17 protein-coding genes are annotated in these 16,562 nt (G+C 70.6%); 13 read left to right on the top strand and 4 right to left on the bottom strand.

Annotated elements, in window-relative coordinates; translation table 11 throughout:
* Positions 1 to 133: 133 nt before the first annotated feature.
* The 5 genes from K1J60_RS14890 to K1J60_RS14870 all read left to right on the top strand — a co-directional run bounded on the left by K1J60_RS14890 (position 134) and on the right by K1J60_RS14870 (position 4,064).
* Positions 134 to 2,356 (top strand): ATP-dependent DNA helicase UvrD2, encoded by a 2,223-nt coding sequence (locus K1J60_RS14890; RefSeq protein ID WP_220646645.1) that lies wholly within the window; start codon positions 134 to 136, stop codon positions 2,354 to 2,356.
* Positions 2,357 to 2,520: 164 nt separating this feature from the next.
* Entirely contained in the window at positions 2,521 to 2,844 is a 324-nt protein-coding gene (locus K1J60_RS14885) for a hypothetical protein (RefSeq protein WP_220646644.1), read from the top strand.
* Between the two features lie 173 nt (positions 2,845 to 3,017).
* Positions 3,018 to 3,386, top strand: coding sequence for a WhiB family transcriptional regulator (locus K1J60_RS14880; protein ID WP_005480495.1), 369 nt, complete (start codon positions 3,018 to 3,020; stop codon positions 3,384 to 3,386).
* Entirely contained in the window at positions 3,383 to 3,706 is a 324-nt protein-coding gene (locus tag K1J60_RS14875; RefSeq protein WP_045559068.1) for a hypothetical protein, read from the top strand. The genes K1J60_RS14880 and K1J60_RS14875 overlap by 4 nt, the downstream gene beginning before the upstream one ends.
* A 148-nt stretch (positions 3,707 to 3,854) precedes the next feature.
* Complete coding sequence (locus tag K1J60_RS14870) at positions 3,855 to 4,064, top strand: hypothetical protein (RefSeq protein WP_220646643.1); 210 nt, start codon at positions 3,855 to 3,857, stop codon at positions 4,062 to 4,064.
* 21 nt (positions 4,065 to 4,085) lie between these two features.
* Here K1J60_RS14870 and K1J60_RS14865 read toward each other — a convergent pair whose 3' ends face one another.
* A complete protein-coding gene (locus K1J60_RS14865) occupies positions 4,086 to 5,444 on the bottom strand; it encodes an ABC1 kinase family protein (protein WP_220646642.1) in 1,359 nt (452 codons plus the stop codon).
* Positions 5,437 to 6,702: a TOMM precursor leader peptide-binding protein gene (locus tag K1J60_RS14860; protein ID WP_220646641.1), complete on the bottom strand. Its 1,266-nt coding sequence runs from the start codon at positions 6,700 to 6,702 to the stop codon at positions 5,437 to 5,439. Before K1J60_RS14860 ends, K1J60_RS14865 begins: the two co-directional genes overlap by 8 nt.
* A 217-nt stretch (positions 6,703 to 6,919) precedes the next feature.
* Between K1J60_RS14860 and K1J60_RS14855 the strand changes: the two genes are divergently transcribed.
* From K1J60_RS14855 to K1J60_RS14840, 4 genes are all read left to right on the top strand, one after another.
* A complete protein-coding gene (locus K1J60_RS14855; protein WP_220646640.1) occupies positions 6,920 to 7,516 on the top strand; it encodes a M48 metallopeptidase family protein in 597 nt (198 codons plus the stop codon).
* Between the two features lie 253 nt (positions 7,517 to 7,769).
* Positions 7,770 to 9,521, top strand: a complete 1,752-nt coding sequence (locus tag K1J60_RS14850) for a TerD family protein (RefSeq protein ID WP_220646639.1) — start codon at positions 7,770 to 7,772, stop codon at positions 9,519 to 9,521.
* Between the two features lie 8 nt (positions 9,522 to 9,529).
* On the top strand, positions 9,530 to 10,207 hold the full coding sequence (locus K1J60_RS14845) for an AIM24 family protein (RefSeq protein WP_220646638.1): 678 nt from the start codon (positions 9,530 to 9,532) through the stop codon (positions 10,205 to 10,207).
* 27 nt (positions 10,208 to 10,234) lie between these two features.
* Positions 10,235 to 10,987 (top strand): AIM24 family protein, encoded by a 753-nt coding sequence (locus K1J60_RS14840; RefSeq protein WP_220646637.1) that lies wholly within the window; start codon positions 10,235 to 10,237, stop codon positions 10,985 to 10,987.
* A gap of 173 nt (positions 10,988 to 11,160) precedes the next feature.
* Here the strand turns inward: K1J60_RS14840 and K1J60_RS14835 are convergent, their stop codons facing one another.
* Positions 11,161 to 11,676 (bottom strand): NUDIX hydrolase, encoded by a 516-nt coding sequence (locus tag K1J60_RS14835; RefSeq protein ID WP_220646636.1) that lies wholly within the window; start codon positions 11,674 to 11,676, stop codon positions 11,161 to 11,163.
* Positions 11,673 to 13,088 carry a zinc-dependent metalloprotease gene (locus K1J60_RS14830; protein ID WP_220646635.1) on the bottom strand — a complete coding sequence of 472 codons (1,416 nt, stop codon included), beginning with the start codon at positions 13,086 to 13,088 and terminating at the stop codon, positions 11,673 to 11,675. Before K1J60_RS14830 ends, K1J60_RS14835 begins: the two co-directional genes overlap by 4 nt.
* A gap of 190 nt (positions 13,089 to 13,278) precedes the next feature.
* Here K1J60_RS14830 and K1J60_RS14825 point away from each other — a divergent pair, with 190 nt between their 5' ends.
* From K1J60_RS14825 to K1J60_RS14810, 4 genes are all read left to right on the top strand, one after another.
* Positions 13,279 to 14,391 carry an SDR family oxidoreductase gene (locus K1J60_RS14825; RefSeq protein ID WP_033525466.1) on the top strand — a complete coding sequence of 371 codons (1,113 nt, stop codon included), beginning with the start codon at positions 13,279 to 13,281 and terminating at the stop codon, positions 14,389 to 14,391.
* Between the two features lie 143 nt (positions 14,392 to 14,534).
* Positions 14,535 to 14,993 carry a molybdenum cofactor biosynthesis protein MoaE gene (locus K1J60_RS14820; RefSeq protein ID WP_220646634.1) on the top strand — a complete coding sequence of 153 codons (459 nt, stop codon included), beginning with the start codon at positions 14,535 to 14,537 and terminating at the stop codon, positions 14,991 to 14,993.
* Positions 14,994 to 15,183: 190 nt separating this feature from the next.
* Positions 15,184 to 15,348: a hypothetical protein gene (locus K1J60_RS14815; RefSeq protein ID WP_220646633.1), complete on the top strand. Its 165-nt coding sequence runs from the start codon at positions 15,184 to 15,186 to the stop codon at positions 15,346 to 15,348.
* Between the two features lie 72 nt (positions 15,349 to 15,420).
* Positions 15,421 to 16,518 carry a YlbL family protein gene (locus K1J60_RS14810; protein ID WP_220646632.1) on the top strand — a complete coding sequence of 366 codons (1,098 nt, stop codon included), beginning with the start codon at positions 15,421 to 15,423 and terminating at the stop codon, positions 16,516 to 16,518.
* Positions 16,519 to 16,562: the final 44 nt, after the last annotated feature.

Genomic DNA, 16,562 nt, shown 5'->3' with positions numbered 1-16,562 from the left:
GGTGACGGCCGGCACCGCTGCCCCGCGGCGGGCGCACCGGAACACAGGAGCGACTGCCGCATTAGTACGACTGCGGGGGCCTGCCTGTGGACAACCTGCTCGACCGCCTCCGGCGACCTGGCAGCATGGCCGTGTGACAGCAGCAACGCATTCCACCCTCTTCCCGCAGGTCCCCGACTCGGCCGACGCGGTGCTCGAAGGGCTCGACCCCGAGCAGCGCGCGGTGGCCACCGCGCTGCACGGTCCGGTGTGCGTGCTGGCCGGCGCCGGTACGGGCAAGACCCGTGCGATCACCCACCGCATCGCCTACGGAGTGCGAGCCGGCATGCTCCAGCCCGCCAGTGTGCTGGCCGTCACCTTCACCAACCGGGCTGCCGGAGAGATGCGCGGCCGTCTCCGCCAACTCGGCGCCGCCGGAGTCCAGGCCCGGACGTTCCACTCGGCCGCACTGCGTCAACTCCAGTACTTCTGGCCGAAAGCCGTCGGCGGCGGCATGCCTCGCATCATCGACCGCAAGATCCAACTCGTCGCGGACGCCGCCGCCGCCTGCCGCATCCGTCTCGATCGCAATGAACTGCGCGACGCGGCCGCCGAGATCGAGTGGTCCAAGGTCACCCGCACCGTCCCCTCCGACTACGCCGCCGCGACCGCCAAACACGGCCGCGAGGCACCCCGTGACCCCGCCGAGATCGCCCAGATCTACGCCACGTACGAGGACCTGAAGCGCGAGCGGGCCGTCATCGACTTCGAGGACGTGCTCCTGCTCACGGTCGGTATCCTCCAGGACCGCCACGACATCGCCGAGCAGGTCCGCTCCCAGTACCAGCACTTCGTGGTCGACGAGTACCAGGACGTCAGCCCCCTCCAGCAGAGCCTCCTGGAGCTGTGGCTCGGCGACCGGGACGACCTGTGCGTCGTGGGCGACGCCAGCCAGACGATCTATTCGTTCACCGGCGCAACTCCCGACCATCTGCTCGACTTCCGTCACCGTCACCCCGGGGCCACCGTCGTCAAACTCGTCCGCGACTACCGCTCCACCCCGCAGGTGGTCCACCTCGCCAACGCACTGCTCTCCCAGGCCCGCGGCCGCGCCGCCGACCACCGCCTCGAACTGATCTCCCAGCGGCCCCCGGGCCCCGAGCCCCGGTACACCGAGTACGCGGACGAGCCCGCCGAGGCCGAGGGGGCCGCCCACCGCATCCGCGACCTCATCGCCTCCGGAGTCCTCGCGAGCGAGATCGCCATCCTGTTCCGCACGAACTCCCAGTCCGAAACCTACGAACAGGCACTCGCGGACGCCGGAGTGCCGTATCAGCTGCGCGGCGCGGAACGGTTCTTCGACCGCCCCGAGGTGCGCAAGGCCGGGGCCGCGCTGAGGGCGGCCGCGCGCTTCGGGGGCAACGACACCCTCCTTGAGGACGCCGTGGACCTCCCCTCTCAGGTACGGGCCGTGCTGTCCGGCGAGGGCTGGACCGGTGAACCACCGGCGGGCTCCGGGGCGGTCAGGGAACGCTGGGATTCCCTCGCGGCCCTGGTGAACCTGGCCCACGACTTCGCCGCCGCCAAGCCCCACGCCACGCTCGGCGACCTGGTCGCGGAACTCGACGAGCGGGCCAACGCCCAGCACGCCCCGACCGTCCAGGGCGTCACGCTCGCCTCGCTGCACTCCGCGAAGGGCCTTGAGTGGGACGTCGTCTTCCTCGTCGGGGTCGCCGAGGGCATGATGCCGATCACCTACGCGAGAACGGACGAACAGATCGAGGAGGAGCGACGACTTCTCTACGTGGGCGTCACCCGCGCGCGCGAACAGCTCTCCGTCTCCTGGGCCCTGTCCCGCTCGCCCGGTACCCGCCCCAACCGCCGCCCCAGCCGATTCCTCAACGGCCTGCGCCCCGGATCCACCGCCGGCCCGGGACGGACCGGCACGGGCGGCTCCGGGGGCGTCGAAGTGGGCTTCCCGGGCGCCCGGGCGGGTGACCTCGTAGGCGGCGGCACCGAGGGGGCACCGCGCCGCACCAGCCGCACCCCGGCGCGCTGTCGTGTCTGCGGGCGCACTCTGCGGGACGCCGGCGAGATGAAGCTGATGCGCTGCGAGGACTGTCCCTCCGACATGGACGAGGGCCTCTACGAGCGACTGCGAGAGTGGCGCGCGGTCCAGGCACGCCGCAGTGGCCAACCCGACTTCTGTGTCTTCACGGACCGGACACTGATGGCGATCGCGGAAGCGGGGCCGAGCACTCCGGTTGAACTCGCCCGCATCCCCGGCGTCCGCGCCCGCAAGTTGCAGCGCTACGGCGCCGATGTTCTCGACATCTGTGCAGGTCGGGAGCTTGAGGGCGACGACGAGAGCGACTGATGCGAACTCGTCGAAAAAATAGTTTGCGCATGCCCCGGCAATCCCCATAGGTTCTTAGGCACGAGAGCAGCGGCCTTCTCGAAGGCCCTGGTTTCGTGATGTACTTCATATCCGTCGGATTGGTTCGCGCCGGTCCCCGTAGACGCCGAGAGGAGGCGAGTCCAGTGATCAGCATCAACACCAGCTACATCAGCACGGTCAAAATGACCGATCGCTCGGCCGTCTCCCTGTGCATGCTCGGCGTCTCGAACCTGGGCACCGGTCTGTCCGCCATCAGTGGCGGCCGTCCGGCGTCCTCCGTGTCTCTGGCGGGTCTTCCCGTCCGTGAGCGCAATGAGCGACCGACCAAGGCACTGGAAGCAGCAGTAGAGGCACAGGCCCACGCCTATGCCTTCGCGGCGGCCGGTGCCGGATTCCGGAAGCAGACGACGCAGCACCACCTGATGTGGGCCTTCCGTGGGCCTGAACCCTGGAGTGATCCAGCCTGATCGACGATCAGGTCGGCGCCTTCAGGGCCGCGGAACCCCATCCGGGATCCGCGGCCCTTCTGTTTGCCCCCGACCAGGGACTACAGAGCGAAGGGGCCTCGGGACAAGAAGAGAACCCGGTACCAGCCGCAACCGGCCAACAGGCCGGAACGACCAGACGAGGAAGACGAACCGTGCAACTCGAAGCGCACGCCCCGTCCGTACCGCCTTCCGAAACGATCCCCCCGCCCGGCCTCACGGAGGACTCCACCTTGACCCCGCTCACCGCGCTCACCGCGCTCGACGACGCCATCGAGAACCTCGGCGTGCCCGTCCCCTGCCGCTCCTACGACCCGGAGGTCTTCTTCGCCGAGTCGCCGGCCGATGTCGAGTACGCCAAGTCCCTCTGCCGCACCTGCCCGCTGATGGAGGCCTGCCTCGCCGGCGCCAAGGAGCGGCGTGAGCCCTGGGGCGTCTGGGGTGGCGAGCTCTTCGTCCAGGGTGTCGTCGTGGCCCGCAAGCGGCCCCGTGGTCGCCCGCGCAAGAACCCGGTCACAGCATGAACATCACCGGAACGATCGACCGCCCCCTCACGCACGACCCCAAGAAGCAGGCCCCGATGAAGCCGTCCACGAGCGAGCCCGCCGGCTCCGCGACACCTGATTTCACCACCACCGGCGCGAACGCCTCGCGTCAGAACAGGACCCGAGAAATGCATCTCATGCCAGAAGCCCTGGCTCGTGCGCATATGCACGAGCGCCTGCACCAGGCTGAGCAGGAACGCCGGGCCATGCGCCTGGCGGTCGCTCAGCGGATGCAGCGCAGGGCCGAGCGCGCCTCGCTGCGCGCCCGCCGTGCGCTCGCCATGGCGGTCATGCAGTAGTCGCCACGGCGGCGACCGGCAAGACCCGGCCTGGACAGGCACGTCACCACCACCAGCAGTGGCTCCCCGCGGGGGCCGGTCCGAAGGGACCGGCCCCCGCGGTGCGTTGTGCCCACGGATCCGTCGAGGGCGGCGATATCGTCGCCGAGTGACGAGTCTTTCCGGGGACGGCGACCAGGGCGGCCCCGCCGCGGAACCCCAGACCCTCGTGTGCGCCCGCTGCGGCACCACCGCCGAGGCCCCTCGACCCTTGTGGATCTGTTCCGTGGAGAACGGGGCACGGCACTACTTCTGCGAGACCTGTGCCAGGGAGAACCTGCGCGCGATCGAAGGCAGGCTGGACTCGGCCTGGTGGTGAACCCGCCCTCGCCCGAACCGGCTACGCCTCCGCGGCCGACTCGCCCTCCTCCTCTTCTTCTGCCAGGAAGCCCGGCAGCCACTCCTCCAACTCGTCGCGCATACGGACCGTCGCGCCGAGCTGGCACAGGACGCCGATGGTGCTCAGGGTCACCCGGTGGATGAGGAGGTAGGACGGGGGCAGGTTCAGCTGCTTGCCCAACTGGTGGGCGGGGGAGCGTGGATCGGCGATCCGCGCGGCCTGGCTGCGCATCCAGCCGCGGGCGAAGGTGAACTCGTCCGCCCGGACCGGCTCGATGATGGGGTGCAGATAGTCGAGGACGGCGTCCGGGTCCAGGTCTATCGACTCCTTTACGAAACCCTCCGTACGGAGCATCTCGTAGACCGCTTCGGCCTCACCTTCGATGGTCAGCCGGAGGGCGTCTCCGATCGGGGTCGGCAGGCCGCCCGGCAGTCGGTCCACCGTGCCGAAGTCGAGGACGCCGAGGCGCCAGCCGCTCTTCTCGTCCGGCAGGAGGCGGAAGTTCCCCGGATGGGGGTCGGCGTGCAGGAGACCGGTGCGGGCCGGACCCGAGAAGAGGAAGCGGGTCAGCAACTGGCCCGCCCGGTCGCGCTGCTCCTGAGAGCCGTCGGTGATCACCTCGGAGAGAGGGATGCCCTCCATCCACTCGGTCACCAGCACCTGCTCGCACTGGTGCACCACAGCCGGGACCACCACGTCCGGGTCGCCCTCGAACTCCTCCGCGTGCGCCTGCTGGGCCTGGGCCTCCAGGCCGTAGTCGAGCTCTTCGGAGACACGGTCCCGCAGTTCCGCGATGAGCGGTTTGATGTCCATGCCAGGGATCAGCGGGCCCAACAGGCGGGCGAACCGGCTGAGTTGACCGAGATCGGAAAGCAGGGCCTCGCCCGCGCCCGGGTACTGCACCTTCACTGCGACCTCTCGGCCGTCGTGCCACACCGCTCGGTGCACCTGGCCGATCGAGGCCGCGGCGGCCGGTTTGTCCTCGAACTCCAGGAACAGCTCCTGCCAGTCCGCTCCGATGCGCTCCTCCAGCACGGCATGCACCGTGCGGGTCGGCATCGGTGGTGCCGCGTCCTGGAGCTTGGTCAGAGCCGCGCGGTAGGGGCCCGCCACCTCCTCGGGAAGCGCCGACTCGAAGACGGACAGGGCCTGCCCGAACTTCATCGCGCCGCCCTTCAGCTCGCCCAGGACCTTGAACAACTGCTCCGCCGTGCGCTGCTGGAGTTCACGGCCCACGAGATCGGCCGACTCGCCGACGATCCGCTTGCCGAGTCCCCAGGTGGCCCGGCCTGCGATGCCGAGCGGAAGCGCGGCGAGCTTGGCGGTCCGGGTGACCGCCTTCCGGGGAAGATCAGACATGCGCCCTCCAAGTCCCAGCAGGCCGTGCCGCGTGTGCCGTGCGGGACAACCTCGTTGACCGCTGATGCCCGGCCATTGTCTCGTGCGCCTCCCCCTCCTTTGCGGTGTGTTCCCCGTTACCTTTTCCGGCGGCACCGTTTTCCGCGGCCGCGCAGGAACATGAAGGGTGCGGCCACACCGGACGCGGGTGCCAGTCGAACCCTGGTACCGAGACCTCCCAGCGGGCACCCGCGCTGGACGGCGTCCGCCCGTCGAGGAAGGCGAGCGCGTGCGCCGCGGCCAGTCCGGCGACCGTCGTGGCCAGGGCCAGGTCGCACGCTTCCAGCTGGTGCGGGCGTCCGGACCGCCACTGCGCGACCAGCCGCGGCCACGTCTCGTCGCGGTCGGTACGGCTCTGTTCGAGGCAGCCCGCACAACCCGTCTCACCCGGCAGGACCAGAGGGCCGACCACGCCCGTCCCCTCGACGACACCCGCATAGAGGTGTGGTGTGCCCGACGAGATGAGCGGCTCGGCGGCCATGGGCCTGGGAGCGTGGACGTCGACACCGTCGCGTGAGGCGAGGATCACCAGCGAGAAGCCGGGCTCCTCGCGGAGACGGTCCACCGTCAGGTCCCCGGGTGGAGCTTCGGGCGGCCGGGAGCCGCGGCGACGCCGAGGCGGGCGATCGGGCGCCGCGTGGCGAGCGGCCCGACGGGCCGCCGCGTCCCTGCGCTCGCCGATCGATTCGGCCGGCAACCCACCCGGTGCCACGTCACCTGGCTCGACCCTGCCGACATCGCGGACGTCGACCTCGCCGACCCCGGCGCCCGACAGCAGGGAGGCGAGCACCACCCCCACGCGCCCCGCACCCCGCACCTGCACTCTCAGTGACCGGCGCGCGGCCAGACGACTCATGGCGTCGCCCGGCTCGGAGGCGATCAGGGAGAGAGTGGCGGCGTCGGGCCGCAGCCGGTCCAGGACCTCCGGTTTGGCGCGCAGTTCGTCGGCGGCCGGGCCGCCGCCCGTCGCGTCGTCCAGCAGGCCCGACCGGGACAGCCGGTCCACCAAGCCGTCCACGTGACCGTCCGGCAGGCCCATGCGGCGCGCCTCGTCGCGCAGGAGCGGCACACCGCGTGTGCCGTCGAGCAGGGCGAGGAAGCTGCCCGTCGCCGAGTCCATCGGGCCCAGCACCATGGCGTGCGCCGGGGCCAGACCGAACTGCACGGTGTTGAGATCCCGCCAACCGCGCCGGAGCGCGGGCTTCACCATCGGATGCATGATCGGCCCCCGTAGCCAGAGATCGGTTCCGTATGCCGACGGTGCGAGTGCCTGGTCCGCCGACGAGTGCCAGCATGCACGGACAGTGACGACGTCTGTCGAGAGTTGTCCACAGGCGACGGCATTCGTCGTACAAATCAGGCGCTCGGAGTGCGGATCGATATCGAACCGTCCCGGAGGCGGGACTTCCCGCGTGTGCAGCGGGTAACGTCAGGGCGTGCCCGCCGACCCACTGCACCGCGCCGCGAAGTCACCGCGCAGCACGACGAGCCAGCCGCCGAGCGGCTCGGGGGCGAGCGCGATCGAGGTCCGCAGGAGCGCGCGACGGCGCAGAACGGTCTCCGCGTACCGCGAGGGCGATCGCACCGTCGTGCTCATCCCCGCCCGGATGTCCGAGGCCGAGGAGCAGCGCTGGGTGACCGTCATGCTCGACAAGCTGGCCGCGCAGGAGAGCAAACGGCGCCTCGGCGACACCGAGTTGGCGGAGCGGGCCGCCCGGCTCTCGGACCAGTACTTCGGCGGTCGCGCCCGGCCCACCTCCGTGCGGTGGGTCACCAACCAGAACACCCGCTGGGGCTCGTGCACCCCCGCCGAGGGCAGCATCCGTCTTTCGCACCGACTGCAGGGCATGCCCGAGTACGTCGTCGACTACGTCCTCCTCCACGAACTCGCACACCTGCTCGTACCAGGACACGGCCCCCGCTTCTGGCAGCTGCTGGACGCCTATCCACGCACCGAGCGTGCTCGCGGCTACCTCGAAGGGGTGGTCGCCGCCGACCGGCTGCCTCACCTGCCCCTTACGCGGGACGAGTGACCCCTCGCGTGGCCGTTCGCCCGTACACGGTCCACGACCCGCTGCTCTAAGGCGCCGCCCGGCCGGTGCTCCGGGCGTGGGTGCCACGAAACGGGCGCTTCACGCGCGCGTGCGCGTTTGTGGGACCGGTGACCGAAGTCGCGCTTTTGTACCGTCTCTGTACCAGCCTCGTACGCTTCAGGACTTTGCGGTTAGCCTGGCGCGACGCATTCGCAGGCGCACGCACTTTCGGGATGGGGGACGGTCGTTACGCATGGCCAGGGAATTCCAACGCGGCCACAAGGCCAAGATCAGTGACCTCACCGCGGGTACGGATCTGTACGTAGGTGTACAGATCTCCGCCCCCGGGCTGAGCTTCGACATCAGTTGCTTCGGACTGGACGCCGACGAACGGCTTTCGGACGACCGCTACTTCGTCTTCTTCAACCAGCCGAAGACCCCCGAGGAGTCGATCCAGCTCCTGGGCGCCCAGTCGGGTGACACCGAGTCCTTCCGCGTCACCCTCGACAAGATCCCGTCGCAGATCCAGAAGCTGTCCTTCACGGCGACGATCGACGGCAACGGGCAGATGTCGCAGATCGGCCCCGGTTACGTCCGAATCGTCGCGGGCGGCGAGGAGGTGGCCAGGTATCCGTTCGACGGCTCGGAGTTCTCCACCGAGCGCGCCGTGATGCTGGGCGACTTCTACCTGAAGGACGTCTGGCGGTTCGCGGCCGTCGGGCAGGGTTTCGACGGCGGCCTCGACGCGCTGCTGAAGAACTTCGGCGGCGAGGTCGCCGAGGAGGAGCCCGTCGCCCCGCAGCAGCCGCAGGCCGACGCCACGCCGGGCTTCGCCCCACCCGCGTTCGGTGCCCCTGCGGCTCCGGCCACCCCGGCGCCCGCCCAGCCGTTCGCGCCCCCGGCGCCCCCGCCCTCCGTGCATGCCGCTCCGACGATTGCCGCGCCCCTGAACACGCCGCCCGGCGGCACCGTCCCGCCCCCGGCCGCCCCCGCACCTCAGGGTGGCCCCTTCACCCCGCCCGGCGCTCCGCCTCAGGGTGGCCCCTTCACCCCGCCCGGCGCTCCGCCTCAGGGTGGCCCCTTCACCCCGCCCGGCGCTCCGCCTCAGGGTGGCCCCTTCACCCCGCCCGGCGCTCCGCCTCAGGGTGGCCCCTTCACCCCGCCCGGCGCTCCGCCTCAGGGTGGGCCCTTCACTCCTCCCGGTGCCCCGCCTCAGGGGGGACCCTTCACCCCGCCGGGCGCAGCTCCGCAAGGCGGCCCTTTCACGCCCCCGGGTGCCCCGGGTGTCTTCCCGGGCCAGGCACAGCCTTTCGGTGGCGGTACACAGCTCGCGCCGGTGCCGCCGGAGGCAGGGCTGAGAGTCGTCCTGACGAAGTACTCCGAGGCCCCCGTCGGGGACCGCTGGACCGAGCAGAACCCGCAGATGGTGCGGGCCACGCTCACCAAGGGCGCCAACATCCTCGCCAAGCAGGGCAGCATGGTCGCCTACCAGGGCGACATCGACTTCGCTCACAAGGGTTCCGGCCTGCTCGGCAAGTTGACGGGCCAGCTCACCGGCCAGGGCATGGCCCTGATGCGGTGTTCCGGAGACGGTGAGGTGTTCCTCGCCGACGAGGGCAGCCGTCTCTTCGTCATCCGCCTGGAGAACGAGCAGCTCTACACCAGCGCACGCGGCGTCCTCGCCTTCGACGAGTCCCTGGACACCGAGATCCGCCGCATCGAGGGCGCGGGTCTGCCCGGTGGGGGCCTGTTCAGCATGCTCTTCTCCGGCACGGGCGCGGTCGTCGTCAAGACGCGCGGGGTTCCCGTCGTCCTGCCCGTCGGCCCGGCCACCTACGTCGACGGCAACGCCGTCATCGCCTGGTCCGCCGGCGCGCAGGCTGTCACCACGACCTCGCTCAGGCTGCGCCGCTCCGGGTACGCACGGCAGACCCAGGAGGCCGTCAACCTCCAGTTCCGCGGCGCTCCCGGCAACTTCGTCGTCGTCCAGCCCTTCGAGGTGTGAGGCAGAGCATGGACCTCCAGACACTCAACGCGCACCGCTCCGCCTCCACCGGCGTCCGTATGAGCGTGCACAGCTCCAAGACACTCAAGGTCACCATGGTCACGGGTCAGGACCTCCTGGCCAAGGCCGGCTCGATGATCGCGTACGACGGCTACGTACAGTTCGACGGTCCGCCCGCCACGCTGCGGCGCAGCGCGGAGGAGATGGTCAGCGGCGAGGGCGGCAAGCTGATGCTCTGCCGGGGCGACGGGGACCTGTACCTCGCCGACTACGGCGGTGACGTCCTCATCCTCCACCTGAACAACGAGGCGCTGTCGGTCAACGGCCCGACCCTGCTGGCCTGCGACGCCTCACTCCAGCTCTCCATCGAGCCGGTCAAGGGCCTCGCCAAGCTCTCGGGCTCCGGCCTCACCAACCTCGTGATCCGGGGCACCGGATGGGTCGCCCTGGTCAGCCGGGGTGTGCCGATCTCCCTCGACTGCGCCGAACGGGAGACGTACGTCGACCCGGACGCGCTGATCGCCTGGACCGACGGCCTCGACATGAAGGCCCGCCGCACCATCAAGGCCAGTGCGCTCATCGGCCGGGGCAGCGGGGAGGCCTTCCAGATCGGTTTCAAGGGGCGGGGCTTCGTGGTCGTCCAGCCCAGCGAGGACACCGGCGACCGTTTCAAGATCCGTGGCTGACCGGGGCTGAGAGGAGAACAGCACACCATGCACAGCACACTCTTCGCGCACATCCCGGTGAACCACACCGAGCGCTACACACTGCAGAACCCGCAGCTGCTCAAGACCGATGTGACCATCGGCAGCAGCCCGGTCCTGGCCCGCCAGGGCGCCATGGTCGCCTTCGAGGGGCAGGTCGACTTCGACAGCCAGTACCGCAACCGCAGCTGGCGCAACGCCGAGCGGATGACCGGTGAGCGGCTCGAACTCATGCGCTGCAAGGGCAACGGGATCGTGTATCTCGCCAACTTCGCGCAGTACCTGCACATCATGGAGGTCGGCAGAGGCATCACCGTCGACTCCTCCGCGGTCCTCGCCTTCGACGGTTCGCTCAACGTCGGCATCGTCGCCGTGGACAGCGCCGTCGAGGTGGCCTCGGCCGGGGCGTACAACCTGGAGCTGTCCGGTGGCGGCAAGGTCGTCCTGATGACCTCGGGTGCGCCGCTCGCTCTGGAAGTGACGCCCGAGAAGAACATCTGCGTCGACTCGGACGCCGTCATCGCCTGGTCCACCTCGCTGCGTACGCAGCTCCAGGCGCCGACCTCCACGTCCGCCGTGTGGCGCCGCAGGGGGTCCACCGGTGAGGGCTGGGAGATGCACTTCGGTGGCCACGGACATGTCCTGGTGCAGCCGAGCGAGTTGCTGCCGCCGCAGCACCTGCGGACGTCCGGGGTGCTCGGGCAGTTCGGCATGGGCGCGGGCGGACTGAGCGGGAACTCGCTCGGGGGCAGCCGCAACTGACCGACGGGCCGATGGGCGAGCCGGACCATGCCCAGCATGTGTCAGCGGTCCACGTGTAAGGGGCGTTCCGCCTTGCGGACGCCCCTTACCGCGTTCGTGCCCCCGGCGGGGGCATGCCCCCGGTCCGGCGGCGCCATGCCGACAGGCCGCCGACGTCATGCGAAAGAGCGAGGTCAGAGCCGCGCTCGCGTGGCCTCCAGCAGGCGTACGACCGAATCGTCGGCCACGGTCGGCACCTCGTCGTAGGCGAACCACCGCAGGTCGAGGGACTCGTCGCTGATCGCTTCGACCGCGTCGGCCGGGGCGAGGGCCGCGTACTGGACGTCCAGGTGCCAGGCGCACGGGGTGTGATGGCGGTCGAGGCGGACCGGGCCGCCCGGCAGCAGCGTCAGGCCCTCGATGCCGGACTCCTCCGTGGCCTCGCGGAGGGCGGAGCCGGCCAGGCTGATGTCCCCGGGCTCGCAGTGGCCGCCCATCTGGAGCCACATGCGCAGCTTCTTGTGGAGAGTGAGCAGCACCCGGCCGCGCTCGGGGTCGATCACCAGGCCGCTCGCCGTGATGTGCCCGGCGCCGCAGGCCTTCCACATGCCGTCCGGGTGGGCCACGAGATGGTCGAGGTACGCCTGGCGCAGCTCGGCCTGGTCCTCGTAGCTCTTCAGTACGAGGACCGCGTCGTCGTGCAGGCTCACTCGGTGTCGTCGTCCTTCTTCTTGAAGTCCGGCTTCTCGGTGGAACCGCCCGCAGCCTCACCGAGCATCTTGTCCAGCTCGGAGAAGTCCATCTGCTCGCGGTGGACGAAGCCGTCCGGGTCGTCCAGGTCGGAGGCGGTGGGCAGCATGTCGGGGTGGGACCACAGGGCGTCGCGGCCGTCGACACCGCGCGCGTCCGTGAGGGACGCCCACAGGCGGGAGGCGTCGCGCAGGCGGCGGGGGCGCAGCTCCAGACCGATCAGCGTGGCGAAGGTCTGCTCGGCCGGACCGCCGGTGGCACGGCGGCGGCGCAAGGTCTCGCGGAGGGCGTCGGCGGACGACAGGCGCGGCTTCGCCGCGGCGTGCACCACGGCGTCCACCCAGCCCTCCACCAGCGCCAGAGCGGTCTCCAGACGCGCCAGGGCCGCCTTCTGCGCAGGGGTGTCCTCCGGCTGGAACATGCCCTGCTGGAGCGCCTGCTGCAGCTCCTCGGGGTTCTGCGGGTCGAACTGGCCGACCACGTCCTCCAGCTTGGCCGTGTCGACCTTGATCCCGCGCGCGTAGCCCTCGACAGCGCCGAACAGATGCGAGCGCAGCCACGGCACATGCGCGAAGAGGCGCTGGTGGGCGGCCTCGCGCAGGGCCAGGTAGAGCCGCACCTCGTCCTTGCCGACGCCCAGGTCCTTGCCGAACGCCTCCACGTTCAGCGGCAGCAGCGCGGCCTTGCCGGCCGGTCCGAGCGGCAGGCCGACGTCGGTGGATCCGACGACCTCGCCCGCGAGCACGCCCACGGCCTGCCCGATCTGCTGGCCGAACATGGCGCCGCCCATCGACTTCATCATGCCGATCAGCGGGCCGGCCATGGCCTGCATCTCCTCCGGCAGGATGTCGCCCATGGCGCCGCCGACCCGCTCGGCCACCGGGTCGACCAGTTCCTTCCAGGCGGGCAGGGTGGCCTCGACCCACTCCGCGCGGCTCCACGCCACGGCGGAGCCCGCGCCGGACGGCAGCGACGTCGCGTCGTCCAGCCACAGGTCTGCCAGGCGGACGGCCTCCTCGACGGCGGTGCGCTCGGCGGGGCCGACACTCTCGTCCTTCGTGCCGTCGGCGGTCCCCTGGGAGACCGTCTGGCGGGCGATCTGCTTGGCCATGTCCCAGTTCACCGGGCCGCCCTCGTACGAGAGCATCTGGCCAAGCTGCTGGAAGGCGGCGCCCAGGTCGGTGGGGTTCATGGAACCGAACATCGCGGCGAACGGATTGTCGGCGCCGGGGCCCCCGGCCCCGGGGAACCCGAAACCGAACGGGTTGGCCGGGCCCTGACCACCACCGCTCTGCTGGTCCTTCTTCTTGCCCTCGTCGCCGTCGTCCGGCTCCTCCGGCGGAAGGCCGAATCCGAATGGGGTGTCACTCACGGGATTCCTCGGCTGATAGGGCCATCGGTTTTCTCCGACGGCACGGCTGCCCGAACACCACCCAGCGTAGACACCACGGCGGGTTAAGGCCTCGGTGCTCCGCCGACCGAAGGCCTGCGGCAGGATGGATGCCACCTGGTACGTACGCGTCACCCGCGTTCGTACTGAAGACAACCGCTGGAGACGCCCGGTGAGTTCCCCAGATCCGCAGGTTCGCGCAGCGCGAAACCACTCAACCAGTCCCGCCGTGCGCGGGCCCGTCGTCGCGGTCACCGGTGCCGCGTCCGGCGTAGGAGCGCTGCTCACGGAGCGGCTCGCCGAGTCCGACGAGATCCGGCAGGTCATCGCCATCGACGAGCGGCGCGGCGAGTGCGCTGCCGCTCAGTGGCACATCCTGGATGTGCGGGACCCGGCGATCGCCGAGAAGCTGCGCGGGGCCGACGTGGTGGTGCACCTCGCCGTCGATCTCGACCTGGGGGCGGACTCGGCGGCCCGCAGCGCGTACAACGTGCGCGGGACGCAGACCGTGCTCACGGCCGCCGCCGCGGCCGGGGTGCACCGGGTCGTGCTGTGCACGTCGGCGATGGTCTACGGGGCGCTGCCGGACAACGAGCTGCCGCTCTCGGAGGACGCCGAGCTGCGGGCGACCGCCGAGGCCACGGGGGTCGGCGACCTGCTGGAGATCGAGCGGCTCGCCCGCCGGGCGCCGCGTGCCCATCCGGGCCTCAATGTCACCGTGGTGCGTCCCGCGACCCTTGTCGGAGGGACGGACACCGCGCTGACCAGGTATTTCGAGTCGCCCCGACTGCTGGTGGTGGCCGGGTCGAGACCCGCCTGGCAGTTCTGTCACGTCGAGGACCTCTGCGGCGCGCTGGAGTACGCCGTGCTGGAGAAGGTCGACGGGGAGCTGGCCGTCGGATGCGAGGGGTGGCTGGAGCAGGAGGAGGTCGAGGAGCTCAGCGGGATCCGGCGCATGGAGCTGCCGTCCGCGGTCGCGCTCGGGGCCGCCGCCCGGCTGCACCGGATCGGGCTCACGCCGTCACCGGCGGGGGACCTGGCGTACACGATGTACCCGTGGGTCGTGAGCGGGAGCCGGTTGCACGACGCCGGGTGGCGGCCGCTGTGGACGAACGAGGAAGTGCTCGCGGAGCTCTTGGAGGAGGTCGCCGGGCGGCACACGGTGGCCGGACGGAGGCTGGGGCGGAAGGACGCGACGGCTGCGGGTGCCGCCGGTGCGACGGTCGCGCTGCTGGGTACGGCGGCGTTGGTCCGGCGGGCGCGGAAGGCTCGGGGCAGGCGTTGAGGGGTGCCCTCGCCGGTCTGGGCCGGGGGCCGGGTCGCGTCGGCCGGCGCGTGCCGCTGCGCCCACCTGTGTCGCCCAGCCGCACAGGTGCCCGCGGCCACGGCAGGGAGACGTCCCGGTGTCGGGTGGGGCACGATGGGGGTATGGCTGTGAATGATGATCACCCAGGTGAGCGGCGGGCCGAGGAGCCCGTCAAGCTGATCGGGATCCGGGAGACGGCGCTCTCCCTCGACGAGGTGTTCCAGGCGGTCGGGGACGACGCGGCCGGGGGGACCGCGCTGTTCGTGGGGACCGTGCGGAACCACGACGGGGGCGCCGATGTCGACGAGCTCGGCTATTCGTGTCACCCCACGGCCGAGGCCGAGATGCGGCGGATCGCGGAGAAGGTGGTCGCCGACTACCCGGTGCGGGCGCTGGCGGCGGTGCACCGGGTGGGAAACCTGAAGGTCGGGGATCTGGCCGTGGTCGTCGCCGTGTCCTGTCCGCACCGGGGCGAGGCCTTCGAGGCGTGCCGCAGACTGATCGACGATCTGAAGCACGAGGTGCCCATCTGGAAGCACCAGAAATTCTCCGACGGCACCGATGAATGGGTCGGCGCGTAGGGCCGTCGGTGAGGGGCGGTGGTCGGGAGACGTCCCGGTGTCGGGTGGGAGCCTGCTGAGGTCGTGACCGGAATCCACCCCTGCGCGTTCCGGTTGCGTAACCCGCCCCCCGGCGAGAGCGTTGACGGGGCGGACGGATAATCTGCTGATCAGTCAGTTGTGGTTGCTTCATAGGGGTTGGGAGGCCGGCATGGCGGCGCTCGCCTGGTTGCTGATTCCACTGGTGGCCGCGATCGGTGCCGGACTGTGGGGTGGCTGGGCCAGCCGGAACCGCAGGAGCATCGAGGACGGCTCCGAACTCGCGGGATACTCGCGCTTCCGCGAGGCCATGGAGCGGTCCCACACCGGCGGCTGACGCCCTCGCACCCGGCCCCCGGACGGACGGCCCCGACGGTGCACTGACAGGCCTGTCCCGTACTGTCGTTCCATGCCACGCCGCACCGCGACGATGCTCGCCTCCACCCTGATGCTGATCGCGCTCCTGTGCGCGGGAGTGATCATTCCCGTGCCCTATTCGGAGATGTCGCCGGGGCCGACGGTGAACACGCTCGGGGAGCACGACGGGGAGCCGGTGCTGCAGATCTCGGGACACAAGACGTACGCGACGACCGGGCACCTGAACATGACCACGGTCCGTGTGACCAGCGCCGACTACAGGATGAACCTCGTCGAGGCCGTGTACGGCTGGCTGGCACACGACAACAAGGTCGTGCCGCACGACACGCTCTATCCCGACGGCAAGACCGAGGAGCAGTCGACCCAGGAGAACGCCGAGGAGTTCAGCCAGTCCCAGGAGAGCGCCAAGGTCGCGGCCCTGAAGGAGCTGGACATCCCGGTGAAGTCGTGGGTGATCGTCTCCACCGTTCTCAAGGACTCGCCGGCCGAGGGCGAGCTGCACGCCGGTGACGTGATCAAGTCCGTCGACGGCACGGCGGTCAAGGCGCCCGAGGACGTCGCGAAGCTGGTCACCAAGCACAAGCCGGGCGAGGACGTCGACTTCGTCATCGTGCCCGCCAAGGCGCAGGCCGCCGCCGAGAAGGCGAACAGGACGGCGACCGAGACCGAGAAGGTCACGATCACCACGGCCAAGTCCGACGACACGGGCGAGGAGCGGGCGATCGTCGGGATCTCCGCCGGGACCGACCACACCTTCCCGTTCACCATCGACATCAAGCTCGCCGACGTCGGCGGCCCGAGTGCCGGGCTGATGTTCGCCCTCGGTATCTACGACAAGCTGACGCCGGGCAATCTGACCGGCGGCAAGTTCGTGGCCGGCACCGGCACGATCGACGACGAGGGCAAGGTCGGCCCCATCGGCGGCATCGAGATGAAGACGGTCGGCGCGCGCGACAAGGGCGCCGAGTACTTCCTGACGCCCAAGGACAACTGCGCCGCGGCCGCCAAGGACACCCCCGGCGGACTCACCCTCGTCAAGGTCGACACCATCGAGGACGCGCTCGGAGCCCTGAAGGACATCCGGGCCGGCGACACGGCCGACCTGCCGAAGTGCACGACCAAGGGCTGACAGGAGCAGAGGACGGCGTACGCGCGCGTGGGGGCGCCCTCGCA

The organism is Streptomyces akebiae (assembly GCF_019599145.1).
Classification (GTDB): Bacteria; Actinomycetota; Actinomycetes; order Streptomycetales; family Streptomycetaceae; genus Streptomyces; species Streptomyces akebiae.
Note: the sequence above shows the minus strand (reverse complement) of the source record. Positions and strands in the feature narration are given on the sequence as shown.